The sequence below is a fragment of the Mucilaginibacter sp. P2_D11 genome (genome assembly GCF_056404435.1).
The window spans coordinates 85,909-110,419 of record NZ_JBFUEA010000017.1; the positions used below are offsets into that span (position 1 = coordinate 85,909).

General features: G+C 47.1%; 21 protein-coding genes and 1 tRNA gene. 8 read left to right on the forward strand and 14 right to left on the reverse strand.

Annotated elements, in window-relative coordinates:
* Positions 1-334 precede the first annotated feature (334 nt).
* The 4 genes from AC1DXC_RS23065 to AC1DXC_RS23080 all read right to left on the reverse strand — a co-directional run bounded on the left by AC1DXC_RS23065 (position 335) and on the right by AC1DXC_RS23080 (position 5,304).
* A complete protein-coding gene (locus tag AC1DXC_RS23065) occupies positions 335-2,797 on the reverse strand; it encodes a PAS domain S-box protein (RefSeq protein ID WP_477461530.1) in 2,463 nt (820 codons plus the stop codon).
* Between the two features lie 319 nt (positions 2,798-3,116).
* Entirely contained in the window at positions 3,117-3,683 is a 567-nt protein-coding gene (locus AC1DXC_RS23070) for an alkylphosphonate utilization protein (RefSeq protein WP_477461531.1), read from the reverse strand.
* A 75-nt stretch (positions 3,684-3,758) separates the two neighbouring features.
* On the reverse strand, positions 3,759-4,373 hold the full coding sequence (locus tag AC1DXC_RS23075; RefSeq protein WP_477461532.1) for a class I SAM-dependent methyltransferase: 615 nt from the start codon (positions 4,371-4,373) through the stop codon (positions 3,759-3,761).
* A 223-nt stretch (positions 4,374-4,596) separates the two neighbouring features.
* Positions 4,597-5,304 carry a Crp/Fnr family transcriptional regulator gene (locus AC1DXC_RS23080; protein WP_477461533.1) on the reverse strand — a complete coding sequence of 236 codons (708 nt, stop codon included), beginning with the start codon at positions 5,302-5,304 and terminating at the stop codon, positions 4,597-4,599.
* A 157-nt stretch (positions 5,305-5,461) separates the two neighbouring features.
* Between AC1DXC_RS23080 and AC1DXC_RS23085 the strand changes: the two genes are divergently transcribed.
* The gene (locus tag AC1DXC_RS23085; RefSeq protein ID WP_477461534.1) at positions 5,462-6,064 is read left to right on the forward strand and encodes a class I SAM-dependent methyltransferase; all 603 of its coding nucleotides are present in this window, start codon (positions 5,462-5,464) and stop codon (positions 6,062-6,064) included.
* Positions 6,018-6,707 (forward strand): methyltransferase domain-containing protein, encoded by a 690-nt coding sequence (locus AC1DXC_RS23090; protein WP_477461535.1) that lies wholly within the window; start codon positions 6,018-6,020, stop codon positions 6,705-6,707. The genes AC1DXC_RS23085 and AC1DXC_RS23090 overlap by 47 nt, the downstream gene beginning before the upstream one ends.
* Positions 6,708-6,973: 266 nt before the next feature.
* Here the strand turns inward: AC1DXC_RS23090 and AC1DXC_RS23095 are convergent.
* Positions 6,974-7,061: transfer RNA gene (locus AC1DXC_RS23095), tRNA-Ser, on the reverse strand.
* Positions 7,062-7,281: 220 nt separating this feature from the next.
* On the opposite strand from AC1DXC_RS23095, the gene AC1DXC_RS23100 reads away from it, so the two are divergent.
* Positions 7,282-9,777 carry a glycoside hydrolase family 9 protein gene (locus tag AC1DXC_RS23100; RefSeq protein ID WP_477461536.1) on the forward strand — a complete coding sequence of 832 codons (2,496 nt, stop codon included), beginning with the start codon at positions 7,282-7,284 and terminating at the stop codon, positions 9,775-9,777.
* A gap of 4 nt (positions 9,778-9,781) precedes the next feature.
* Positions 9,782-11,401: an AGE family epimerase/isomerase gene (locus AC1DXC_RS23105; RefSeq protein WP_477461537.1), complete on the forward strand. Its 1,620-nt coding sequence runs from the start codon at positions 9,782-9,784 to the stop codon at positions 11,399-11,401.
* Between the two features lie 31 nt (positions 11,402-11,432).
* Here AC1DXC_RS23105 and AC1DXC_RS23110 read toward each other — a convergent pair whose 3' ends face one another.
* From AC1DXC_RS23110 to AC1DXC_RS23120, 3 genes are all read right to left on the reverse strand, one after another.
* Positions 11,433-12,086, reverse strand: a complete 654-nt coding sequence (locus AC1DXC_RS23110; protein ID WP_477461538.1) for a hypothetical protein — start codon at positions 12,084-12,086, stop codon at positions 11,433-11,435.
* Between the two features lie 109 nt (positions 12,087-12,195).
* Positions 12,196-12,579 carry a DoxX family protein gene (locus AC1DXC_RS23115; protein ID WP_477461539.1) on the reverse strand — a complete coding sequence of 128 codons (384 nt, stop codon included), beginning with the start codon at positions 12,577-12,579 and terminating at the stop codon, positions 12,196-12,198.
* 122 nt (positions 12,580-12,701) lie between these two features.
* Positions 12,702-13,934: a cytochrome-c peroxidase gene (locus tag AC1DXC_RS23120; RefSeq protein WP_477461540.1), complete on the reverse strand. Its 1,233-nt coding sequence runs from the start codon at positions 13,932-13,934 to the stop codon at positions 12,702-12,704.
* A 348-nt stretch (positions 13,935-14,282) separates the two neighbouring features.
* Here AC1DXC_RS23120 and AC1DXC_RS23125 point away from each other — a divergent pair, with 348 nt between their 5' ends.
* The 4 genes from AC1DXC_RS23125 (at position 14,283) to AC1DXC_RS23140 (ending at position 17,651) form a co-directional block, all read left to right on the forward strand.
* Positions 14,283-15,749, forward strand: coding sequence for a sensor histidine kinase (locus AC1DXC_RS23125; RefSeq protein WP_477461541.1), 1,467 nt, complete (start codon positions 14,283-14,285; stop codon positions 15,747-15,749).
* A 195-nt stretch (positions 15,750-15,944) separates the two neighbouring features.
* Positions 15,945-16,286, forward strand: a complete 342-nt coding sequence (locus AC1DXC_RS23130; protein WP_477461542.1) for an ArsR/SmtB family transcription factor — start codon at positions 15,945-15,947, stop codon at positions 16,284-16,286.
* Entirely contained in the window at positions 16,273-16,758 is a 486-nt protein-coding gene (locus tag AC1DXC_RS23135) for an SRPBCC family protein (protein ID WP_477461543.1), read from the forward strand. Before AC1DXC_RS23130 ends, AC1DXC_RS23135 begins: the two co-directional genes overlap by 14 nt.
* Before the next feature lie 11 nt (positions 16,759-16,769).
* Entirely contained in the window at positions 16,770-17,651 is an 882-nt protein-coding gene (locus tag AC1DXC_RS23140) for an alpha/beta fold hydrolase (protein WP_477461544.1), read from the forward strand.
* Between the two features lie 170 nt (positions 17,652-17,821).
* Here the strand turns inward: AC1DXC_RS23140 and AC1DXC_RS23145 are convergent, their stop codons facing one another.
* The 6 genes from AC1DXC_RS23145 to AC1DXC_RS23170 all read right to left on the reverse strand — a co-directional run bounded on the left by AC1DXC_RS23145 (position 17,822) and on the right by AC1DXC_RS23170 (position 24,412).
* The gene (locus tag AC1DXC_RS23145) at positions 17,822-18,370 is read right to left on the reverse strand and encodes a carboxymuconolactone decarboxylase family protein (protein ID WP_477461545.1); all 549 of its coding nucleotides are present in this window, start codon (positions 18,368-18,370) and stop codon (positions 17,822-17,824) included.
* Positions 18,371-18,381: 11 nt separating this feature from the next.
* Positions 18,382-18,933, reverse strand: coding sequence for a carboxymuconolactone decarboxylase family protein (locus tag AC1DXC_RS23150; RefSeq protein ID WP_477461546.1), 552 nt, complete (start codon positions 18,931-18,933; stop codon positions 18,382-18,384).
* Between the two features lie 13 nt (positions 18,934-18,946).
* Positions 18,947-20,224, reverse strand: coding sequence for an MFS transporter (locus tag AC1DXC_RS23155; protein WP_477461547.1), 1,278 nt, complete (start codon positions 20,222-20,224; stop codon positions 18,947-18,949).
* 7 nt (positions 20,225-20,231) lie between these two features.
* On the reverse strand, positions 20,232-23,000 hold the full coding sequence (locus AC1DXC_RS23160) for a TonB-dependent receptor (RefSeq protein WP_477461548.1): 2,769 nt from the start codon (positions 22,998-23,000) through the stop codon (positions 20,232-20,234).
* A gap of 154 nt (positions 23,001-23,154) precedes the next feature.
* Positions 23,155-23,721, reverse strand: a complete 567-nt coding sequence (locus tag AC1DXC_RS23165; protein ID WP_477461549.1) for a carboxymuconolactone decarboxylase family protein — start codon at positions 23,719-23,721, stop codon at positions 23,155-23,157.
* 130 nt (positions 23,722-23,851) lie between these two features.
* The gene (locus AC1DXC_RS23170; protein ID WP_477461550.1) at positions 23,852-24,412 is read right to left on the reverse strand and encodes a hypothetical protein; all 561 of its coding nucleotides are present in this window, start codon (positions 24,410-24,412) and stop codon (positions 23,852-23,854) included.
* Between the last annotated feature and the right edge of the window lie 99 nt (positions 24,413-24,511).

Here is a 24,511-nt window from a genome sequence, read left to right on the forward strand (position 1 = left end):
GCGGGCAGGGCGTTTTCCTTACAACAGAAGCGGTGGAAATGCCGGAGTTTTGCCTTGAAAAAGCGGCCTGCCCAAAAACGGATTTGCTTTTCCAGGCTTATATCAGAGAAGGGCGCCGTTTTGAAGCAATGTGTTTTTTTACCGCAAAGGATGCTACCGCAGTGTCGCCCGGTAAACGCTGGCCTGTGCATTCCTGAACTATTTTACCGATGCATATCAAAGGCTTAAGGGCAGTTAAAAAACAACTGCGCTATTGTAAATAAAAGGCCAACTATCAGTTCTCAGCCGAGGCGAAATTTGATAAATTTCAAGGCTATATTTCCTGGATCCGGGGTTAATAATTCATTTCTTCTTTTGCGGAGTCGGCCGCCATTTCATTAAAAACGGCGTCCATCCGTTCCAGTTCGGTTTGGATATGGCCCATTATTACTGTGTCGCCAGGATCTGTACCCAGGATGTCGACCAGGCCTTTTATATTAGCCACCGGGCTTCTCAATATATGTGATTGTTTCCAGGCCATTTCGCGGATGTATTGTATTTTTATTTTTATTTTGTCGTAAGCGGTCAGCAGGCTTTGCTCTGCTATTTTTCGCTCCGTGATGTCACTGATGGCCAGCACCAAACCCAATGTCTCATTTTTAGTGTTTGATATCGGGAACATCCTGATATAATACCACAGGGTAGTATCATCTTGTTGCGGGTAGCATACCTCGTAATTAATGGTATTACCCTTAAAAACTTCGTCGATATGCCCAAGGAATCGAACCCTGGCCTCATCTGCCATCAGCTCATATATTTTACGGTTGCTATTCGGGTCATAATTGAACTCTTTTTGGGCGAAGGTTAAAGCCTGGCTATTATATTCCAGCAAATCCAGATCGGCATTAAATAAGGCATACGCGGTATCTGTGTTACTTAAAATGGTTTGTAAGTTGGCTTCAGTTGCTTTAAGTTTTTGTTCGGCTTTGATCTTCTCGGTAACATCGTTGGTAGATGAAATTACAACGCGCCTGCCATCAAACAGGATGTCCTGAGAGATGACGTTTACCAAAATGGGCGTACCATCGCTCTTCACATGCTCGATAATACCAAAGTCGGTCGCTTCCGCAATACCTGTTTGATAGTTGTTCACTAATTGTTCACGCTGTATTTCCGGGCGTAATTTCCTGATATCCATGTTCAATAGTTCACCCTTTGGATAGCCGTAAAGTTTGGCTGCGGCATCATTGGCATGAGTAACAGTCAGATCATCTTTAGCAACTATCCATAGCGGAACCGGGTTACTTTCGAAAAGCAGTTTATATTTCTGAGCAGACGCCCTTAAGGCTTCTTCGGCCATTTTCCGGTCGGTAATATCGATCATCGAACCTACAATGGTTACTTCCCCTTCCATCATCACCCGGCTGCCATAAAACTCTACCCAGTTAAAGCAACCGTCCTTTTTCATACCCATTACTTCGTAATACAGGTGCTCCGTATCCCCTTCAACCCGTGTGCGGACATTTTCAAACACTGTAGCATGATAGTCCGGATGAATTACGGTATTGACCAAGTTATTCATACGCATTAATTCGTCCACTTCGTAACCAAAAACCTCGGCAAAACGCGGGTTTAAATAAACATGCGTTCCTTTCTGCAAAATATATATCCCTACTTTTGATTTATCTGCCAGGGTACGGAATTTGAGCTCGGCCTTTCTCAACTCCACGGCCATCTTTTTACGCTCCGTAATATCGCGGGCTATGACCAGTATCCTGTCGTCTGAGAACTTTTTGACATTTACTTCAACATCAAATATAGTTCCGTCTTTTTTTATAGCTTTTCTTTCGCCTGCTGCCGATTCCCCGGATTTAAGACTGGAATAAACCAAGGATTGTTTGTCCAGCGTCTCCGCATTTACCAGGTCGTTAATATTCATGGTTAACAATTCATCGCGTGTGTACCCAACCAAATTACACATGCTATCGTTCACCTGGGTAAAGTCGCCTTTATAGTTAAATACGTATATCGCATCGGAGGCCTGTTCAAACAATGAATGGTATTTTTCCTCACTTTCCTTAATCGCGATGCTGTTTTTGATGATGCTCCCGATCAGGTTCCGAATACTCCTGATCAAAAAGAAAGAAATAGAAAGGGCAATGCTCAACGCAATTAAAATAACGACAAAGAATTTTTTCGAGGTACTACGATATATCTGGCTGTTATTTTGAAATAGCTGTTTGCCAACACGCACCTGCATATCCATTAATTGGGTAAGCTTTACATAAAATGGCTCTGTGATATCATACAGTTTTTTGGGGGCAAGCTCATCCAGTGCTTTAGTATCCCGTTTAGTTAATATGGCCTCCAGTTCTTTGCTCCTTTTATCAGCCTGTTTCTTTAATATGTCGGTTTGTTTAACCAGTTGCGCCTCTTCGGGCGTAAGATAGCTGAGTTTATAGTTATGCCAATTGGTGTTTATAATGGTCTGTGCCTTTTGAAGCCGAACTTTTGCTTGGTCGAAAGATAGTTCGTGGTTTTTAACCAATTGCGCGATGGGAAGGATCTCGATGCCATATTGAAACCGGATACCAACTAGCTGTTGAAAGGGCAAAACCCGGTCGACGTATAATGAATGGGTATTATCATCCATTTTTTTCAGGTCGTTAATGCAATACAGGCCTAAACCGATTAAGCTCGCAGCTGTAATAGACATCAACAGGTATAACTTTACCGAGGCATTAACTTTTTTTAGCATAGCAACTTTACGAAGAGATCGGAGGTGAAATATAATTGGAGCGATAATTTTATCGCTCATTATATAAAAGTATTACTTTATGCTGATAAGTGGAGTAGTGTGCGCCCCAAAATGATGCAGAGGACGGCCCGTCGGGGTAAATCTATAGTTGCTGAATTTATGCTCCCTAAGGGGCAAGTCAGCTTTTTCTAACGATGCGGAGCAAAGAGTTACAGAGTCGTAATGTTGAAATCATGACAGGTTTAGCTGCCGCCGATATAAAACTTCGGGACACTGGTTATATTCAGCTTATTCACTTTCTCTGAACAGTTAAAAAAAATCCTGTAGGTTTCGCAGGCAGATGTGGCCAATGACCATAAAACAACCACCTTTTACTTGTTTAACTTTTTTGTTTACGAAGGTATTTGGTCAAAATAACGATCGTCTGACCGTCTATTTTACCTTCTATCTGATCAGTATTATCTGAAACCAGCCGGATATTTTTAACCACAGTACCCATTTTCGCGTTTAACGAGCTGCCTTTAACATCAAGTGTGCGGGTCAATACTACCGTGTCACCGGCTTGCAATTCATTCCCTAAACTGTCGCGGTGTAATTCAAGTGTCACCTCCGCATCGGTTTCAAGACCGGCTTTCGCCCATGCCAATGTTTCCTCGTCAAGGTAAAGCAGCTCCAGGCAATTTGCCGCCCAGTTCTCCTCATGGATCTGGTTGAGTATGCGCCAGGCAAGCACCTGTACGGCCGGTACCTCGCTCCACATGGCTTCGGCTAAAAATCGCCAATACCGGTTATCCGGTCGGCCTTTTTTTGAAAGCTCGTCCAGGCAAACCAGGCATACGGCGATCTCATTTCCCTGGTGTCCGGCCGGGGAAATTTTATATATGGTCAGTTCACTTTCAGCTTTGCATAGCTGACAATTTTCAATAGGCGACGTTTTATGGAGCATCTTATTTAGGAATTATAAGTGTTATGGTGGGGTGTTTGGTGTATAAGGGCGTTTTTAGCTATTTGTAGCTTCCTGTCATGTTTTGATCCACAGTTTCAAGCATTTTTTGTAGGAGTTACGAACCAGTTTATAACTCTTCGGAAGTTCGCTATTAGGCGTATGGTAAGTAACCAGGCGTGTATCAGCAGGTTTTTTTTCAAGCATTGCATGAAAATGGTTTTTATAACGCTGATATAAACTAAATGATATTTTTACTGTGTTATCGATCCTCCCCCATGGCTGAACCTGCTCGCAGAAGGAATTGTAAAAATAAAAATGATCAAAGTCATCACTTTTCAGGTCGGTTATGTTTCCGCAACGGAAATTTACATTATTGATACCGGTAAGCAAACGTACCCGTTCAGCCTCGTCAACGAAGGGTTTTCGATGTTCAATACCATAGAATGTTGCTTCGGGATGAAGGCTTCCGGCAGCGATACAGAATTTCCCGGCTCCGGCACCAACATCGAGGATGCGAGCACCCGGAGCGGCCAGGAAATCACTGGCTTCTTCCACAACATCCAGCGGAGTCCAGTGTATGGCGGACAAAGCGCCAATAGCTGGCGGATACATTTTATCGAAAATCCTATCGCCACGTAGAAAATTGGCTTTATTTAAGGTAGCCTGCGCTTCGGGTATTTCTACAATCATTCACTCTGGCAGCAAAATGCGGGTAGCATTACAATGAAAAAAACGAAACTTTAACTCGACGATTGCTAAGGGCAATATCATCCGTCGCCTGATCGAGGCTTGGAATGCACAAACGATTAATGGTATAGCATCGGAGCATAAACAAAGATGCAGCAATTAATCCATCTCTTTGCTGAAAGAGATCAGCCGGAGAACTGATATTTATCAGTTTTTGGAATGCCAATTAACGATAATTAGCCCGCTTGACCAGCAATTTTACGTCTTTGATCATTATTTTTCTGCCTTCCGTGTTAAGGATACCTTCTGTTTTAAACTCCTTTAATAAGCGGATCACATTTTCCTGGGCAATACCGGCGATGTTGGCCAGGTCGGCGCGAGAAATGTTTAAAATGATCTCTTGATCGGCTTGCTGCGTGTTTTTGTATTTCTCCCGAAGTACAATAAGTGCAATGGCCAGCCGCTCGGGCCCTGTACGCTGCGCAAATACAGAAATGCTATTAGCCAATACGGTAAATTCGTGGCTCAGGGCCTTCAGTAACTTTTGCATGAAAAGCGGCGACCGCGTCAATGCAGCCATAAAGTCTTCCTTGGGTATAAAGGAAACTAAGCTTTCTTCCATCGCGGCAGCGGAGTCGGGGTAACGTTCCTCGGAAAGAACCGCATGATACCCGATCAGTTCACCCCGGTCGGCCACGTAAATGATCTGCTCCTTGCCGATCTGATCTACTTTATATTTTTTAACCTTACCGCTTCTGATCAAGAATATTCCTGACGGCACGGTGCCCTCCCGGAAAATAACATCGCCTTTCTGATAACGGTAATCCGATTGGTTACTGATTAATATCTTATAATCCTCTTCCGAAAGAACACTTAACACCGATTGTGTCATAAAACTCCAGCGATCAATTGGGAAAATCCCTGATAAACTCATGAGACAAAGTTACGATAATATTAAAAACTGATAAATATCAGATTCTTCGCTGATGTAGTTCCGATCATGGAAGGTGATTGCCCGGGTATATTTGTACGTGATTACAGTTTATCCCTATTCCACTTTTCCGCCAGAACCGGAGGGTATTCACCCGTTAATGGCACCCTTCAAAAAGCGAAACCCGATGGATTGTTTTTTTCGCAGCGATGCCGACTTTGATTGGCTTTACCCCGAACATTTCCAGCTGATGTCCCAAAAACAGTGGACGCCATTGCATGTCGCAAAAACTGCGGCAGGATACTTAAATATTAAGGGCGCAAAGATTCTTGATATCGGCAGCGGTATCGGTAAATTCTGTCTGACCGCAGCGCATCTATACCCGGATTCCCTTTTTTTTGGCGTGGAACAAAGGCACGAATTGATCCATTATGCCAGGATCGTTAAAAACTATCTCAAGTTGGCTAATGCTGGTTTCATATATGCAAATATTACCCAGGTGAACTTCAAAGAGTTCGACCATTTTTATTTTTACAATTCTTTTTATGAAAACATCGACCGGGAAAATGTCATTGACGACACCATAGAGATATCTTACGGCCTTTATGATTATTATACACAGTATTTACAATCCGTGCTGAAAGATAAGCCCTCGGGTACAAGGGTAGTTACCTACCAAAGCTTGGGTGAGATCTTGCCGGATAGTTTCAAATTGGTTGAGTCAGGATTTTCAACATTACTCCGGTTATGGATCAAAGAATAGCTGTTTTTTTCACCTGAATACATATTTCAAATATAACGCGCTTCTAAAAATGTACAGTGACGCCATAAACATTTCCTATTTCCGTAAAGACGCTGCCTTTGACACCTTGTACCCGCAGCATATCCGTGAGTTGTCACAACTGCACTGGACTGCATTGGATATTGCCCTGGAGGCCAGTAATTTTTTGGCTGTGCCGGGTGGCCGGGTATTGGATATCGGCAGCGGCGTTGGTAAATTTTGCCTTGCGGCAGGGGGTTATCATCCCGATACTCATTTCTTTGGGATTGAGCAGCGAAAAGAATTATTCAACCATGCCAAAAACGCACAGCAAGAACTTGGCGTGGAAAATGTTCATTTCAGTTACGGCAATCTGATGGAACTGAATTATGAAGATTATGACAACTTCTATTTTTATAACTCTTTTTACGAAAACATTGAACCCGGAAGCCGCATCGATTACTCGGTTAAGACTTCGTTTGAACTTTACAATCAATATACAGAGTTTATCCATGAAATGCTGAGCAGCCGCCCCTCCGGGACAAAGTTGGCGACTTACCATGCACCGGATAAACAAATACCGGCCGCTTATAAATTAACAGATAATTCCTACAGCAGGTTTCTGAAAATGTGGGTCAAGGAATAGGGAATTCGATGCCACTGATGCCGATGTAAGCCACTTTGAGATGCCCGTCCGATCTGGTTTTTGTGCCGATGCGTGCCATTTAGACGGATTGGTTTGCCGTTTAGACTTATAAGCTTTCTGGTGACCTGTTGCCCTTGATGCCTGACAGGTCACCAATAGGTCACCAGAAGAATGCGATTTATTGAATAATTTGGAGGTGCCCGGAAACAAAAAACGCCTTAAATGCATCATTTAAGGCGTTTTTGAATTGTTTGATATATAAATTGCGGAGAGGGAGGGATTCGAACCCTCGATACACTTTTGGCGTATACACACTTTCCAGGCGTGCTCTTTCGACCACTCAGACACCTCTCCGTATCTTTTTTAGGATTGCAAAAATAGTAAACTTCCGCGCAAACCGCTAAATATATTTACGCAGCGTTATTTAGGCTGCGTAAACATGCAGAAAGCAGCATTCCTGCATGTTTTTTAACATTTTTTGTATAAAACAATCAAATACTGCCATTATCCCGCGCCCAGCTGCGCTAATTTTACGGTGGCGGCAACATCTCTAACCCGTCTCTTCTGAATTACTATGAAAGTTAAATCTTTACTCATCGCATCGGGCATATTTTGTATGGCCTGCACTCAATTAGCCACTGCGCAAAAGCTCAAAAAAACGGGCATGATACTCAACAGCCAGGAATACCTGGAATACGGCAGCGTAAACGTAATGCTGGCCCATGATTTCTATCCCGAAGGGCACCAGGGCGGCGTGGGCATTATCCAAAACGGGCAACGCGTGGCCACTAACGGCGATTTGCGGCTTGAACCTACGCCCGGCCAATGGTCGCCAACGCCCAAGGTGGGCAAACGGGTAATCAATAAGGCTACGCAGGAAATCAGCGTGCGCATGGAATACCCTAACAATGATATCAACCGCAAAGGCTTTAACCCCATCATCTACCCCGATCTTAACTTCGCCTACAACATCCGCGTGCTGCCCGTTGGCAACGCCTTTAAGATAATAGTAGACCTCGACAAACCTTTGCCCGATGCCTGGATAGGCAAGGTGGGTTTCAATATAGAATTGTTCCCAGGGATATTGTTCGGCAAATCTTATTATGCCGATGATCAGTTTGGCATCTTCCCGCTGCAATCAAACAGCCAGATGCTGAAGGATAATGACGGTGATTACCAAACCCAGCCCCTCGCCAGTGGCAAAAAATTAATTATTGCGCCCGAGGCGGATGCCCAACGCATGGTAATCCAAAGCCTCAATGGTGATAAACTGCAACTGCTTGATGGCCGCAGCAAGCACAACAACGGCTGGTTTGTGGTGCGCTCGCTCATAGCCAAAGGTGCCACCAAAAGTGCTATAGAGTGGCTGGTAACGCCGAATGCCATCAAAAACTGGCTTTCGCCGCCGGTGGTGCAGGTATCGCAGGTGGGCTACCATCCCATCCAGCAAAAAATTGCGGTGATAGAACTGGATAAGCACGATACCCAAAAACAGCAGGTATCGCTACTTCGCGTAAGCGAAAACGGCGGGCTGGTAGCGGTGCTTAAGCAAGCCCCCGCAGAGTGGGGCAACTTTTTACGCTATCACTATCTCCGCTTCGATTTTACTTCAGTAAAAAAACCGGGCATGTATGTGGTTAAATATGGCGGCTACCAAACCGAGCCTTTCCAGATCAGCAGCAACGTTTTCGCCAATGATGTATGGCAGCCTACGTTGGAATATTTTTTGCCGGCCCAGATGTGCCACATGCGCGTGAACGATAAGTATCGCGTATGGCACGGCTTGTGCCACATGGATGATGCCCGTATGGCACCTACCGACTCTAACCATTTCGACGGTTACATACAGGGCCACTCTACCCTCACCAAATTCAAGCCGGGCGATAATGTGCCCTTCCTTAACCGGGGAGCCTGGCACGATGCCGGAGACTTCGATATCCGCGTAGAATCACAAGCCGAAACAGTACACGGACTTACCTTGGCTTACGAGGAGTTCCATGTAGATTACGACAACACTACGATCGACCAAACCAACCACATCGTAGAGATACAGCAACCCGATGGCAAGCCCGATGTTTTGCAGCAGATAGAGCATGGCCTGCTCACCATTACCGGCGGCTACCAGGCCATGGGCAGGTTTTATCGCGGCATTATAGAGCCTACCATCCGGCAGTATGTTTTGCTTGGCGATGCAGCCAACCTTACCGATAATATCCCTTACAAAACCAATGGCGCCAACACCGATGCCATACTGAACAAACCTGCCCCGGCAGATGATCGCTGGGTTTTCACCGAAGAAAATACCGGCCGCACCTTGCAAACCGCCGTTGCTTTAGCCGCTGCCAGCCGCGTAATGAAGGGCTATAACGATACCCTGGCTACCCAATGCCTGCAGATTGCCACCGAGGTTTGGAACAAAACCGAGGACAAAAACATCGGCAGGTTTGTGCCGCTGGCTGTGGAATTATTATTGACCACAGGCGATAGGAAATATGCCGACTTTTTGGTGAAGAACAAGGACTTGATAGCGCAACGCATTGGCAACACCGGCTGGATGGTTGGCCGTACCCTAAAAGCGGTAAACGATGCCGGCTACACCGAAGTCATTACCGCCGCCGTTAAAAAAATGTATGCAGATATACAGAAACAGGGCCTAAAAACGCCGTACGGTGTGCCTTACGAACCCAATATTTGGGGCGCTGGCTGGGGAATACAAAACTTTGGGTACAGGCAGTACTTCCTTTGCGCGAATTTTCCAACCATATTCAGCGACGAGTACATGCTCAATTCCATCAACTTTATTTTGGGCTGCCACCCGGGCTCAAACACCTCCTCGTTCATTTCGGGCGTGGGTGCACGGTCTATGACTACGGCGTATGGTTTTAACCGGGCAGATTGGTCGTACATACCGGGCGGCAGCGCATCTGGCACGGCCCTTATCCGTCCCGATTTTCCGGAATTGCTGAAATGGCCGTACCTGTGGCAACAGGGCGAATACGTTTTGGGCGGCGGCACGTCTGATTATTTATTCCTGGTACTGGCTGCAGATCATCTGCTGAACAAAAAATAAGCGTATGGCATCGGTCAATATAAAAAAAATCGCCTGTGCCGCCCTTGCCTTGATGCTTGTAGGCAATGCTGGTAGCGCGCAAACCACTGCCGGCACCAACCGCCCGCAAGTGTATCGCGAGATGAAAAAATCGATGGTGGATGAATTGCTGAAGCCATGGTATCCCGCAGCGATAGATACGCTTTACGGCGGCTTCCTGAGTAGTTTTACCTATGATTTTAAACCTATAGGCAATCAGGATAAAATGATCGTAACGCAAGCCCGCCATGTATGGAGCAACGCCAGGGCAGCAGAATTGTATCCATCTGTCAAGTACTACCACGAAGGCGCGGCGCAGGGTTATAAATTCCTGCGGGATGTGCTTTGGGATAAGCAATATGGCGGTTTTTATACTTATACCGACAGGCAAGGCAAGCCGAAGCCCGGTGGCTTCGCACCCAAGGAAGCCTACGGCAACTCCTTTGCGCTGTACGCCATTGCAGCTTATTACCGCCAAAGCGGCGATACCAGCGCATTAAACCTTGCTATAAAACAATTCCATTGGTTGGAGCAGCATAGTCACGACCCTATTTACAAAGGCTATTATCAGCATATGGAGCGCGATGGTACACCCATCATCCGCACGGCGGCAACCCCTTCACGTGCCGAGACCGGCTATAAGGATCAGAACACGTCCATTCATCTGCTCGAATCGTTCAGCGAGCTTTACCGGGTATGGCCTGATAGCTTATTGAAGGTGCGCCTGCAGGAAATGCTGCTGCTGATACGCGACAAGATTGTAACGCCCAGGGGCAACCTCACCCTGTTTTTCCAGCCCGACTGGACACCCGTTAACAACCGCGATTCATCAGAAACTTATATCCTGAGCCATCGCGGGCTGGATCATGTTTCCTTTGGGCACGATGTGGAAACGGCTTACCTCATGCTGGAAGCTTCGCACCTGCTCGGCCTTAAAAAAGACCAGACTACCATGACCGTTGCCAAGCGCATGGTTGACCATGCCCTGAAAAACGGTTGGGACGATAGCGTAGGCGGCTTTTACGATGAAGGCTATTACTTTAAGGGTAAACCCGGCATCACCATTATTGCCGATACCAAAAACTGGTGGGCACAAGCAGAGGGGCTTAATACCCTGCTGATGTTTGATGATATCTACCCGAAGGATAGCCTGCAATACGGCCAAAAATTCTACAAGCTTTGGGCTTACACACAAACCTACCTGATAGATCACGAGCACGGCGACTGGTACCAGGGCGGCCTGGATAAACAGCCGCAATACAAGCTTGCCCTAAAAGGCCAGATTTGGAAAGGCACCTACCATGTATTACGGGCATTCATCAACTGCACCAACCGCCTCAATCCCGATAAGCAGCCGCCATCTGCACCAAAAAACCTGAAAATTACCGGCATGGGGCCTAAAAAGCATTTAAGCTGGGCCGCCTCGCGCGATGACAAAGGCATCCTGGGTTACGATATTTATTGCAACGGGCAGCGCATCGCCTTTACGCCTCTGACCAATTGGCAACCCATCACCGGGCAAGCCTGGCCAAAGGGCAGGCTCACGGTAAAATCAGTTGATTTGGAAGAGAATGAATCGGCAGCCGCATTGCCTGGCAATAGATAGCTTACGTTGATCAGTTTGTGTTCGATAGCAATTAATTTGATGCAGCAGGCCTCATATGCACACAATCATCTGCGTCCCAAACCCAGGCATCGCCGGCTGCTAACTTTTTTACGATAGAACCGATTACATACGGCGGTTCACAACGGCTTATTTGCACATTTTTATCTTTACCTTCACTATGAGGGTGCGTCATTCCCGCATGATGGGCAACTTCATGGGCAATGGTATTACATAAATCGGCAATGCTTCTTTTACGCATGCCCGTTCTGTTCATCCGCACAACATCTCCTGTCGTACCGTCATAGGCAATGTTCCCGTTGAAAACATGGTTATACCAGGCAATGGGGCCACCGTAGGTTTCAACTTTCACGCCTGTTATACAGGCGCGCATTTCGGTCACTATCCGTGCGCTCGTCCAACCGGCCCAGGCCTGGCTGTATTCCCCGCCATTTGCATGCAATCGCACAAAATTATTTATTTCCGTTGCGAAAGCAGGGCTATTGATAATTTGAATTACCAAATCCGCGGCCCGGACAAAATCCTGCTGCTTGTATTGCGGTATATGCAGTTCTCCTAATTTATTGTCCGGCTCGGCCGGATTGACGGGCGAAGGCTTTATTTTAACTAAAGTCGTACATCCCGAAAGAAGTACAAGCAATAAAAAGTTCACCGAAGATTTTTTCATGGTTACTGTTCTGTGATAGGGTTAACGCTCCTTAAGGTTTGGACAGTAAGTTAAACAATTAATCCCGCTATTGTTTATAGCAGGATTGAATTGATTCTCCGCACATCAACTATTCGCCTTTTACCAGCGCCCGCAGTTTTGCATTGCGGAGGTAGAGTCCGGCCCAAACCAACCCACCAAATACCAGTGGGAAATAGTAGGGTTCAGGTGTTCTCATCATAACAGCAACCGCACCGCCAAGATAGCCTGTGATTAAAACAGCACCCAGTACTGCCGTACGCGGAATAGCATAGAGAACGGTACACACCAGCAATATAAAGCCGATGATTTGTACACGATCTGCCGGCCAGCCAAGTTTAACGCTACCATCTACAGAGAGTTTTGCCATGGCTATTTTCATCCCGGCATCTACCAGTAAAAACAGGATGCACAATACGGTGAGGATCCACCCGGCCCATAAGGCCGCTTTTGATGTTGATTTAATTTCAGTCATGTCTTTAAGTTTTATGTTGGTTAAAATTACCATCATAAAACCACATCGTAAGGGTATGATTGCGACAGAATAAGGGTGTAGAATGCAAATCCTACACCCTTATTACTGACTCAAAACCCAAGCTAATTATTCAGGAAGGGGTTGCCCCACTTTTTGTTGGTATAAACATCATTGCCGCTGAGGGTGGCCAAGAAAGCTACGATGGCTGCTTGCTGGTTGGCACTCAAGCGTAGATTTTGCCCGCGGCCGCCACCGTTTAGGCGGGAGTCGAGGTTGGTGTTAACGGGTTCTACCGTAATTTGGTTGTAATGGGCCACTACGGCCTTTAAGGTTGTCAGGCTGCCGTTATGCATAAACATGCCGTTTACGGCTCCCGTAGCATTCAGCACATTGCGCAGGGATGGCGCCTTGGTATTGCTGATATCTATTGCCGTGCTGCCTGCCACGCCTATGATGCCGTTGTTGCCGGCCTTGGGGTCGATATCGAACTCCGGCGCACGATGGCAACCCTGGCAGCCTGCACCGTTAACAACCGTACCGGGCGGCGATGGCGGGTTGATGAATAATGATTTACCGAAGTTTTCCTGGGCGGTAAAATTGGGGAAATTTTGGTTGAGGTTACGGGTGGCCGCCAGCCCCGCATCGAATTTAGAATCGAAGGATTGTATGCTGCGGATAAAAGCAGAGAGCGCCGTTTGCATCCTTGCCTGCGTAACCGTAGCATCGCCATATACGAATTTGAAAAGCTCCTGATAATAGCCGATGCCCTGCAGTTTGGTAATAAGGGTGGCAATGCCCGGGTCGCCATTGGTGCCGCTAAAGCCCATCTCGTTGTGGTTTTGTATGGGCTGCATGGTTTGATCTTCGAGCGAGGCGGCCCGCTTATCCCAAAAGAAACGTACCTCCTGTGTAAAGCGGCTATTTGCCAAACGCATGGAGTGGCGTGTGGTTGCGCCGTTTACGCCGGGGCTGAGCAAGACATCATCGCTAAAGGCCAGGCTTTGTTTATGGCAGCTGCTGCAAGCTATGCTGTTATTAACCGATAAAGCTTTATCGTAAAACAACACCCGGCCAAGCGTGGCCCCGGCATTGGTAATAGGGTTTGGGCCGCAGTTATCTTTAGTGATATAAGGGGGGATGTTTTGGGCGGCGTAATTCTCCATGCTCGCCAGGTTGATGTTGGCCCCGAAAGCGAGCTCCACCGCTGTTTTAACAGATTCTGTAGATGTGGTGGTAGTTGTGGTGCCTGTAGTTGTAATTGCAGGGCTTGCGGCATCGCCTTTTTTGCAGGCATCAACCAGGCAAATGCCCATAGCGGCAAAAGCTACCATCATCAGTATTTTTTTGGGGTTCATTGTCGTCAGGTTTAATTGGCGCTGTAAAGTTGAGAATACTTTACCCCGACGGCCTGGTGTGCCGACTAATGACCCTTATGTGCCGACAAAACGTTTGTCAATAAAACTTTGTGCTCATAATAGCTTGGCATTCGGCGTTATGACCACGCCAGCCAAGGTGAGAAGGGTTATAAAAGCACAGATTTCCCTTGCATGGAAATTAAATAACCACAAGTCGGAGGGTTTTACGTACCTTGGAGAAATCCGGTCTTTTTTAGGCTCTTGCGAACTAAAAATCACTTACCATAATTGCATCTTCCCGTTCGGACGGGTGTGATGGCTTCTTAAACGACGTCAGTCGGCCCAATTATGGATAAAAAAGACCTATCGGAAGAACTGATATTTGCTAACCGAGAGTTAGCCCTTCAAAACCAGGAAAAAGCAAAACTAGCGGCAGAGCTGATCCTGGCCAATATCGAACTCGACCTTCAGAACGAGGAAAAAATAAAGCGGGCAAACGAACTCATCATCGCCAACCAAGAACTCGATTTCCAAAATTCAGAAAAACTTAAACGGGCAAAAGAGCTGTTAACTGCTAATAAGCAGCTCGATTTTTTATACGAGGAAAGAGAAAAACGCGCCGGGGAGTTGGTAATTGCCAATATCGAGCTGCTTTTCCAAAACGAGGAAAAAGAAAAAAGAGCCGCTGAATTGATTATCGCAAACACGGAGTTGATTTTTCAAAACAGCGAAAAAGAAAAGCGGGCCGCCGAGTTGCTACTGGCAAACACAGAATTGATTTTTCAAAACCAGGAAAAAGAAAAACGCGCCGCAGAACTGATTGTGGCCAACCGCGAATTAGCGTTTCAGAATGAGGAAAAAGAAAAACGTGCCGCTGAGCTGATCGTGGCTAATAACGAACTGATTTTTCAAAATAAAGAGAAGGAAAGAAGAGCCGCCGAACTGATCATTGCCAACGCCGAATTGATTTTTCAAAACGAGGAGAAAGAAAAACGCGCCGCCGAGCTGGTAATTGCCAATACGGAGTTGATTTTTCAGAATCAGGAAAAAGAAAAACGGGCGCAGGAGCTGATCATTGCTAATACCGAGCTGCTTTTTCAGGCGGCTGAGAAAGCCAGGCGGGCAGAAGCCGAAGCAAAAAAAGACGAATTTTTCAATATTGTAAGCCATGAATTTAAAACCCCGCTAACCAGCATAAAAGCCATTAACCAGCTGTTGGAAAAAACGGCGAACAAAAACGATAAAAGTTACGCATTCATATTAAACGCCAGCCATAGCATTAAGCGTTTGGAGCGATTAATAGAAGACCTACTGGATGTTACCAAGATAAACGCCGGGCAAATAGATCTGAACATAAAAGAGTTCAATTTTGCGGATGCACTGGTCAACAGTATTTTTAATGTGCAGCAAACAGCAAATCACCACCAGATACTCCTCGAAAACGACATCGACATCCGCTACCTGGGCGATCAGTTCCGGATAGAACAGGTTATGGTTAACCTCCTTAACAACGCCATAAAATATTCGCCCAATGCATCCTTAATCATTGTTAAAGCCGAGGCAGAAGCTAATCAGATAACAATTACCGTACAGGATTTTGGGATAGGCATAGCGAAAGAAGATATCAATCAGTTATTTAAACGCTTTTACCGGGTAAGCAAAACGGCCATGCATTACCAGGGAGTTGGCCTGGGCTTATACATCGCCTCTGAAATTATCAAAAAACATAATGGCAGTTTTACCATCAAAAGCGAACCTGGTAACGGCAGTAGCTTTAATTTCCACCTTCCTTTAATCAATAACGCAGTGGCTTAAACCACTGACTTTCAGCTTGCTTCGCATCCTTGCCGGCCTGGCAAATGGGGCACTGCGAACATTCGGTCATTAATGCAATTGGTCGATAGCCTTTCTGCCGTAATTAAAGACTTTCAATAACCCATATAAAAAAATTTACATTTTTTATTGCGCAATCAAATGCTTGCATTTATATTTGCAAGCATATACTTGCATATGATTGTCAGAAGAGATGTTTTCCAGGCCATTGCCGATCCTACCCGTCGCCAAATCATCAGTCGCATTGCCTCCGGCGCCATGAACCTGAACGCCGTTGCCGATGCGTTCGACATTAGCCGGCAGGCGGTATCGGGTCACATCAAGATATTGACCGAATGCGGCTTGGTAGCTATCCGCAAACAGGGCCGCGAACGTTTCTGCGAAGCCAAACTTGATCAGCTGGCCGAGGTGACGGATTGGGTGGAGGAATCGAGGAAATTATGGGCAGGTAGATTCAACGCATTGGATAATTTTTTAGCCGACATACAAGCAAAACCTACGGAAAATGGAACCAAGTAAAACCGACACTAAACAAAAAGAAGTTTGGATAAGCCACCTGTGTGATGCCCCGCGCGAAGTGGTATTTAAAGCCTGGACAGATCCAGAACAGTTGAAGCATTGGTACGCGCCCGATGGCTGCACCATTGATATCCTATCGATGGACGTGCGGCCCGGCGGCAGCTTCCAAACCTGCATACACAACCCTGTTTATGGCGATTGCTGGTGCAAAGGCGAATACCTGGAAGTGGTTGCGCCCGAGCGGTTGGTGTTTTCGATATACCTAACCGACCCGCAGGGCAACCGGCTGGCCGATAGCGGCAAGGACGAGAAATGGCCCGGCACCATCATCACCACGATAGTATTTAAGGCTATTGGTGATAAATGCAGCTTTACCCTGCACCAAACCGTAGCCGAGGAACTGGCCAAGCAAACTGGTGCCTACCAAAGCTGGCTGCAGATGTTCAACAACCTGGATAAACTGATAGCTTAAACCCAATAACGATGATAACAAAAATTTGGCAGGCGCTTTGTCTTATAGGCATAGCGATTTCCGTGCAGGCTTGCATTGTAAACCATAAAACAGTAAATCAAACCCAAACAGCCATGAAACCCGATAGCATCAGCGGATATAAACAAGTGAACGGCATAAAAATGTATTACGAGATACACGGTAAAGGCATGCCGCTGGTTTTGATACATGGCGGTGGCTCCACCATTCGCACCACCTTTGGGCGCATACTACCATTCCTGGCACAGCACAGGCAGGTAATAGCGGTAGAGCTGCAAGGCAATGGCCACACCAGCGACCGCGATGCGCCCTTTACCTTTAAGCAGGATGCTGACGATGTTGCCGAACTGCTGCGGCAATTAGGTATAGTCAAAGCCGATTTTATGGGTTTCAGTAATGGCGGGCAAACTACTTTGCAAATAGCCATGAGCTACCCGCAGCTTACGCGCAAAATAGTGGTGGCATCGTCATTTACCAAGCACAGCGGCGCACAGCCTTGGTTTTGGGATTTTATGAGCAAGGCAAGCTTTAAAGATATGCCTCAGCAGTATAAAGACGAGTTCCTGGCCATACCGGGTAACACACAGCAGGGCTTGCAGGCCATGCACGATAAATCACTCTATCGCATGCAGCATTTTGAGGGTTGGACGGATGATGAAATCCAAATGATACAGGTGCCCGCCCTTATCATGACGGGCGATGCAGACGTTGCCCCGCCCGAACACGCCACCGAGATAACGCACTACATCGTCGGCTCCAAACTGGCCATGTTCCCGGGCGGCCATGGCGAGTATTTAGGCGAATTGGTAAACGGCAAAAAAGGCAGCAAAGTGCCGGAATTGGTAGCGGCTTTGGTGGAGGAGTTTTTGCAATAAATTCATCCCCTTTTTGAAGCTATTATGGTAAATACACGGAAATTTTCGCAAGTACAAAACGTGTTTGCATTTATTGCCAAACCCCGTTGCTGAAATCAGGAAACACCAAAAAGCCCCCAAACTTCCGTCTTGGAGGCTTTAAGCTCAAAGCTGTATTCATGTAAAAAATGCTATTTGTAAACGCTGCTTTGGTAGCCATCTAAAGCGCGTTGCGGGGCGCGGTTTACATAAAACTGCCTGTCTTGCGGGGCCCAGGTGGCCAGGCCATCTACGTAGCGGTTAAACATGCAGAACGATGCAGCAATCAATACGGTATCGTGTATCTCCTTATCCGTCGCATCTTCGGCGCGGGCGGCAGCAATTTGTTCTTCGGTTACAGTTTTGCCGCCTTTTTGCACGCTGGCCGCAATAGCCAGCAAAGCTTTCATCTTGGGCGCTATAGCTGTCGAAGTAAAATCGTTTTTGATAGCGTCTATCTCGTCGATATTGCAGCCCAGGTAGTGGCCGGACAGCGCGCCGTGTACGTTCTGGCAAAAAAAGCAGTCGTTAAGGTACGATACATAGGTACCAATCAGCTCGCGATCGCCGCGGCTGAGGGTGTTGTCATCATCGCGCAGCAGAACTTCGGCGAGCGCATTCAAAGGAGCCTCTGTTTTTGGGCTGTAAGCCATCAGGCCGCGGATGCCGGGCAGTTCGTTCTCTAAATTAATGTGTGCCATTGGTTTCGTTTTTAAGTGGTTACCGGTTTCTGTGGCAGTGCATAGCCTTGTACCATCCGCTTGCCCATTTCTTTGTAGGCTTCCGGGTCGGTGGGGGTTAGGCTTGCCAGCCCGTCTACATAGCGGTTAAACATACTAAAAGCGGCAGCGATCAGCACCGCATCGTGTATCTCCTTATCGGTAGCATCCTGTGCGCGGGCAGCATCAATGTCCTCCTGCTTCACTTCTGTACCCAGTATCTGCACCTTGCCTGCAATATTCAGCAGGGCCTTTAGTTTGGGACTGATGTTGGCCGCGCCCATGTCTGTCAGGACATCATCAACCGTGGTATCGTCTTCGCCATATAAGCATCTTGCGGCGGCTGCATGGCTGCTGCTGCAAAACACGCATTCGTTGCGCCGCGATACATAGGCGGCTATCAACTCGCGGTCGGCTTGCGGTATGGGCGATTCTCCGCGAAGCAAAACCTCCGCCAAATCGTACAAATGCTTGCCTGTTTCGGGCCTGAACATCACCAGCGACCTGATACCGGGTACGCCCTCGGGGACTTGTATATGTGCCATAATATTTTCTTTTTTAATTATTATCCGTTACTAAATTCATTTCAACCACACGTGCCGGTTTAGCTTTATCCTTCACCACAAACAGGGTCACAATTAACCCCAGCACAAATACCAGCGAAAAGATGAATATGGCATTGCCATAACCGCCCAAGCTGGATACCAGTACACCGATGAATAATACCGCAGTCGCGGTAAACAACCTACCCACATTGAAGCAAAAGCCTGTTGCCGTAGCCCTTATGCCTGTGTGGAATAACTGTGGTATATACGCCGACAGCACCCCCTGGCTGGCACCAAAGAAAAGCCCCATTACCGCTATCTCCGCATAAACCGCACTTGATATACTGCTATTGGTTTTGAATAATACGAACGATAAGCCGGTGCAAACCACAAAGCAAAGCAGCATGGATTTGCGCAGGCCAAGCAGTTTTACCAACCAACCAGAGAGGAAGCCCCCTATTAAGCCTCCCATTCCTAAGAATTTTATACTCATGCCGCGTGCTTTTGGCGAATCGGTCGCAACGAGGCTTTGTATCCAGGTGGGCAGCCAGGAGAAAATAGCCCAAAGCCCTATTAGCATAGTGCCAAACAGCAATGAACCCACTATAACTTCGCGGCGGTTTACCGGGGAGAAAAGCGCGTTTGACGAGCTTGCAGGTTGTTGCTTGTGGCTAAGCCATTGCTCCGACTCCTTTATTACAAAAAGTGCAATAATGCCCATAGCCAGTGGCACAGCCCCTATAAAGAAACCATGGCGCCAATTAGGTACATTATCAGTGATGAATCCGGAAGCAAATATCCCGATAGGGAACGCAATGGACAGGATGCCGATAAACACAGGCTTACTTTTTTGAGGCCATATCTCGCTGATGAACGTCATGGCAATAACCATCTCCCCGCCAACGCCAAACCCGCTCATAAAGCGGCAAAGCACAATGCCTTCCCATTGGGGCATCAGCCCGGTTAAAATGGTGAAGCCGCCATAGCAGGCTATAGAATAAACCAGCGCTTTTTTGCGGCCGATTTTATCGCTCACCATGCCCCAGGTAAAACCGCCTATGGCCCAACCGAAGATAAACATTGCGTTGATAAACCCGCTTACGCTGTCTAGCTTGCCTGCGGCAACATCTCCCTGTAAGTCTTTTACGACTACAGGGAGATAAACCGACATCAAGGTAGATACCGAGCCGCCCAGCACGCTGCTTACGAAGCAGAGAACAAATACGGTGGCCAGGTATGCTGTGCTTTTTTGTGTTTGTGCGCTTTCCATTTCTATCGTTATCGCATTCATGTTGTTTTTATTTTAAAGGACTATCAAATACCAGCGCTACGTAATAGATGCCGCCAATTGCAGGCGAGCCATACGATTGCGAGATGTGCTTGTTGAATAGGTTACTTGCACCCAATTTAATGGTGGTGTTTTGCTTAGGCAGCTTTTTATTTATCTGCGCATCAAACAGCGAGTAGGCAGCTATACGACCAGGGCGGTTACCATTGAAGGTACCGTACCAATCGAACTGGCTTTGCCAGTGCCAGTTGATGTTGAAACCAAAACCGTTGTTTACGTTGGGGTTGCCAAAGTTCATGTTGGTGCTGTACTCTGGCGTATTGTACTGCGCAATGTTGTTGGCATTTGCGTTGCCCAGGTTAAAGTTTGATTTGGTTATGTTACCACCCGCAACATAACCCCTATCCAACAGATAAGTTAAGCCAAGGCTTACCCCATGTGCCGATACCTTATCAGATGCGTTTGTGTATAGCTGGAAAGCCTTTACCGCGCGGTTAGCTACCTCGCCGGCTGCTGCCATATTGGGTTTGCCATCAGCGCCTAAAACCGGACTGGTTGGTTGGATAACTACGGTATTCAGGATGAAATCGGTATAAGAGCTGTGGTAATAGTTAACATCAATCAAAAGCCTTTCATTGACTACGCCTTTGTAGCCAATCTCGAACGCTTTTTGCTGCTCGGGCCTGATGTAGGCTACGTTTGATTTTACCAACAAATCTTTATTGGCGGCAATTGCAGTCGGCGGTGGCGTACCTGCGCCTATCGCTGCACCAACTGCTGCACCGAATGCATTTACAGAAGCCGAGGTGTAGGTGTTTTCGTAAACGTTTAAGCCCTTGCTGTTATTTGGCGCGCCACCCAAAATGGTGATAGGGCCAACGTTAAGGTGGATAAACTGATCAACCGGGGTTGGGTTACGGAAACCCGTTTGATACGATGCCCTGAAGTTGTGCATTGGCGTTACCGAATACACACCCGAGAAACGCGGCGTAAAGCTGCCTTTAAAGTTTTGGTTCTTATCGTAACGGATAGAGGCGGTAAGCTTCAGCTTTTCGTCGAACAATTTTTTGCCTGCTTGCAGGAAACTGCCCCATTCGGTGATATTGATACGGTTGGTTTTGTCATCAAACAAACTGCCGTTGGTAAACATCCTGTACTGGCGTAAGCTACCGCCGGCCAGCAATTCAAACACTTTAATGTGTTTGCTGAAATCGTATTGCCCGTCCGAATGGTAGAATTTGCTGTTGCTGAATACGCCTGCACCGCTTAAACCATAATTATGGATAGATGCATCCTTAGCAGCATCATACGCCGCAGTGCCTGGTAAAAGACGGCCCTGGTCTGCAAAGGTGCGGGCGGCTGGATGGTTATTTCCGGTAACGCCGTTAACATTGCCTTTAAAGGCAGCCTCGTAACGATCGAACCAGGTGTTATCTGCATTGGCCGGGCTAACGGTTGTCCCCGCCAAATCCTTCACCCAGGTGCGGTTAATAAACTGGCCAAGCGAACGGGTGTTGTACGAATCGTGCGAGTTTTCTTCTACCGAGTAGCCGCGGATAAAGAAATTGCTGCCCTTCAGTTCCAGGCGGTGCGTTTGCAGCACGAAGTTATTCAGGTCGAAACGGCTGCTGCCGGTGTAGCTGGCGGTACCGAGGCCGTAGTTGTACTGGTAAATAGCTTCGAGGTTGTTGCTGATGCGGTATTGTAATGCACCGTTTAGCTTAAGGCTGTAAACGCCGTAATTCATCAGGTCGCGTTCTTCGTAGCCGGTACGGTTTACAACGCCTACACCGGCAATGTTTTTGGTAACCTCGTCGCCATAAATGTTTAGGGCATCACGGGCGGGGTTGTTAGGGCCGCGGTTTGCAGCAGGGATAGATGCATTGATGTCGGTATAGTCGTTAGCTATCCAGTCTGAACCCGTCAGGTACGATGCATTTAACTTAAAGGCGAATTTATCGTTGAACGATTTTGCGAAGCGCAGGGCAAAATCATACAGCCCTTTGGTGTCGGAAAACGTTTCGCCAACGTGGTTGATGCCCGATTTTACCGATACCGACAGCCCCTGGTATTTAAAGGGGTCTTTGGTTTTGATAGATAACAAACCATTGAACGCCACAGGGCCGTATAATGCCGAAGCCGCTCCCGGGATTATCTCCACCGATTCTACATCCAGATCCGATGCGCCGAATTGGTTACCTACCGAAAAGTTGAGGCCCGGGGTTTGGTTGTCCACGCCATCTACCAATTGCAAAAAGCGCGAGTTGCCGGTAGTGTTGAAACCGCGGGTGTTCACCTGTTTGTAGGTGATGCTGCTGGTAACGGCCTCTACGCCTTTCAGGTTTACCAAGGCATCATAAAAAGTGAACGATGGATTCTCTTTGATAGCTTTGGTGGTAAGCTTCTCTATACTCACCGGCGATTGCAGGATGCTTTGGTTTACGCGCGTAGCCGATGTTACCACCTCGTTAAGTTGGGTTGTACGCACGGCCAGCTGGCTTGTTACCGTTTGGCTGGCCGACGTGATAGTAACTTCCTGCTGGTCGTACCCTACTGCAGTGATTACGATAGTGAAAGGCAATTTTATTTTGCCTGCCGATAGCGTAAACTGTCCTTTTGAATTGGTTGTGGTACCCAAAATCTTTTCTTTTACGTTGATAGTGGCTCCGCTAAGCGGTTCGTTGCTTCCGGCCGCAGTTATGGTGCCCGATATTTTTACATCCTGCGCAAACACGCGCACAGAGGATAGCAGGAATATGATGAGTAAAAACTTTTTCATTGATGGTAATAGTTTAAGGGATTAGGGTTTTATTTAAGTGGCAGTTTTTTAAGTTGCAGTTTTTAGTGGCGGTTGCAGTCAGTATACTTGCTGCAACTGCTAATACACCGCCAGGGAAACTGCTGCTGCCACCGCAACTAATGACTGCTTCTGTTTATACTGCTTTTTTAAGATGGTCGTAACCTTGCGGAAGCCGGGTGTAGCCATGGTTTACCAATCGGCCAGCCAGCACATCATAATAGCCAACTTCGGCTGGTAACGATGTAGCCAGGCCATCCACGTAGCGGTTATACAGGCAAAACAGTGCTGCGATGAGCACCGTATCGTGTATTTCTACATCGCTTGCGCCGGCCGCTTTGGCTCGTTCTACGGCTTCGGTAGTTACGGCGCGGCCGCTTTCGCGCGTTTGCGATGCAATGGTTAAAAGCGCTTTCATCTTCTCGCTCACGGGGGCGGTTTCAATGTTTTGCTTTACGCTTGCGGCAGTTTCGGTTTCGCCGGCCAGCAGGTCGGCAGCGGCGGTGTGGGCAGTAGTACAAAAGGTGCATTGGTTGCCGTAGGATACTACGGTGGCTATCAGCTCGCGTTCGGCCTCGGTAAGGGTTGATGGGCCGCGCAGTAAAAATTGGGTTAGCTCGCGTATTGGCTGCGCGGTACCCTTGCTATATTCCAGCAGGCCGGTTATACCGGGCAAGTGGCTTTCGAGTGCTATGTAAGGCATTTGAATCCGTATTAAAAATAAACTGAAAGGGAGAGCGCAATACCGAGGCAAATTGCACGGGTATGGTTACGCCGATAAATACACCCCGGCGGAAAGCCGCGGGCATATCAATCCCCAATTAAAAATCTGTTTATGCTAATAGGCCTTGGAGCTCGGGAGGTTGCACAGGAGTAGAAAGGTAAGCGCTTGGGATGTTTTGTATAAGATCAGTAAAAACAGGCCTCAGGGCCAATGCATCTATGGTCGTGTTTAACAGTGTAACCGGGTAATTGTAGTTGGTATCAATGCCCGATTTCTTCTCTACAGGCAAGTGGTTCTTTTTAGCCAGCGGCGAATCGCTCACGTTTTTGGCTGTAATGATGTTTCCCCCGATAAGCCTTGTCTTTTCGTAGTTGGGGATACACATCAGGTACATGGTATCGCGGGTCATCTTCATGGCTACGTAGTTGTAGTCGTTCTCGGCTAGCTTTACCTGGCCTGATATAGCCTGGAAATCTTCCTGCGCCTGCGCTGTTGGCACGTGTACCGGTATTTTTATCTCCACCAATTCATCGGGTTTATATAGCCCCTTGCTTATCTGCTCGTTGGCAAAATCGTCAGAATGCTTAATAAAATATTGAAACAACAGCATATACCCGCCCATGTTGAACATGAACACGGCAAGCATTACTATTGCAAATACCTTTTTCAAGAAATCAGGTTTATAGTCGGGTTTGGATAAAAGTATCAAAAAAAATACAATTGCAAATATTATTTGCCATGTGTGGGCTATTTTTTTGTTAAACGGCTA

What these genes read in the sequence shown, in the direction of transcription:
- AC1DXC_RS23155 (WP_477461547.1), bottom strand. Translation starts at nt 20,224, where the DNA reads ATGAATGCGATAACGATAGAAATGGAAAGCGCACAAACACAAAAAAGC.
- AC1DXC_RS23140 (WP_477461544.1), top strand. Translation starts at nt 16,770, where the DNA reads ATGATAACAAAAATTTGGCAGGCGCTTTGTCTTATAGGCATAGCGATT.
- AC1DXC_RS23125 (WP_477461541.1), top strand. Translation starts at nt 14,283, where the DNA reads ATGGATAAAAAAGACCTATCGGAAGAACTGATATTTGCTAACCGAGAG.
- AC1DXC_RS23150 (WP_477461546.1), bottom strand. Translation starts at nt 18,933, where the DNA reads ATGGCACATATACAAGTCCCCGAGGGCGTACCCGGTATCAGGTCGCTG.
- AC1DXC_RS23085 (WP_477461534.1), top strand. Translation starts at nt 5,462, where the DNA reads ATGGCACCCTTCAAAAAGCGAAACCCGATGGATTGTTTTTTTCGCAGC.
- AC1DXC_RS23115 (WP_477461539.1), bottom strand. Translation starts at nt 12,579, where the DNA reads ATGACTGAAATTAAATCAACATCAAAAGCGGCCTTATGGGCCGGGTGG.
- AC1DXC_RS23135 (WP_477461543.1), top strand. Translation starts at nt 16,273, where the DNA reads ATGGAACCAAGTAAAACCGACACTAAACAAAAAGAAGTTTGGATAAGC.
- AC1DXC_RS23160 (WP_477461548.1), bottom strand. Translation starts at nt 23,000, where the DNA reads ATGAAAAAGTTTTTACTCATCATATTCCTGCTATCCTCTGTGCGCGTG.
- AC1DXC_RS23100 (WP_477461536.1), top strand. Translation starts at nt 7,282, where the DNA reads ATGAAAGTTAAATCTTTACTCATCGCATCGGGCATATTTTGTATGGCC.
- AC1DXC_RS23070 (WP_477461531.1), bottom strand. Translation starts at nt 3,683, where the DNA reads ATGCTCCATAAAACGTCGCCTATTGAAAATTGTCAGCTATGCAAAGCT.
- AC1DXC_RS23165 (WP_477461549.1), bottom strand. Translation starts at nt 23,721, where the DNA reads ATGCCTTACATAGCACTCGAAAGCCACTTGCCCGGTATAACCGGCCTG.
- AC1DXC_RS23145 (WP_477461545.1), bottom strand. Translation starts at nt 18,370, where the DNA reads ATGGCACACATTAATTTAGAGAACGAACTGCCCGGCATCCGCGGCCTG.
- AC1DXC_RS23105 (WP_477461537.1), top strand. Translation starts at nt 9,782, where the DNA reads ATGGCATCGGTCAATATAAAAAAAATCGCCTGTGCCGCCCTTGCCTTG.
- AC1DXC_RS23075 (WP_477461532.1), bottom strand. Translation starts at nt 4,373, where the DNA reads ATGATTGTAGAAATACCCGAAGCGCAGGCTACCTTAAATAAAGCCAAT.
- AC1DXC_RS23130 (WP_477461542.1), top strand. Translation starts at nt 15,945, where the DNA reads ATGATTGTCAGAAGAGATGTTTTCCAGGCCATTGCCGATCCTACCCGT.
- AC1DXC_RS23065 (WP_477461530.1), bottom strand. Translation starts at nt 2,797, where the DNA reads ATGAGCGATAAAATTATCGCTCCAATTATATTTCACCTCCGATCTCTT.
- AC1DXC_RS23110 (WP_477461538.1), bottom strand. Translation starts at nt 12,086, where the DNA reads ATGAAAAAATCTTCGGTGAACTTTTTATTGCTTGTACTTCTTTCGGGA.
- AC1DXC_RS23120 (WP_477461540.1), bottom strand. Translation starts at nt 13,934, where the DNA reads ATGAACCCCAAAAAAATACTGATGATGGTAGCTTTTGCCGCTATGGGC.
- AC1DXC_RS23080 (WP_477461533.1), bottom strand. Translation starts at nt 5,304, where the DNA reads ATGAGTTTATCAGGGATTTTCCCAATTGATCGCTGGAGTTTTATGACA.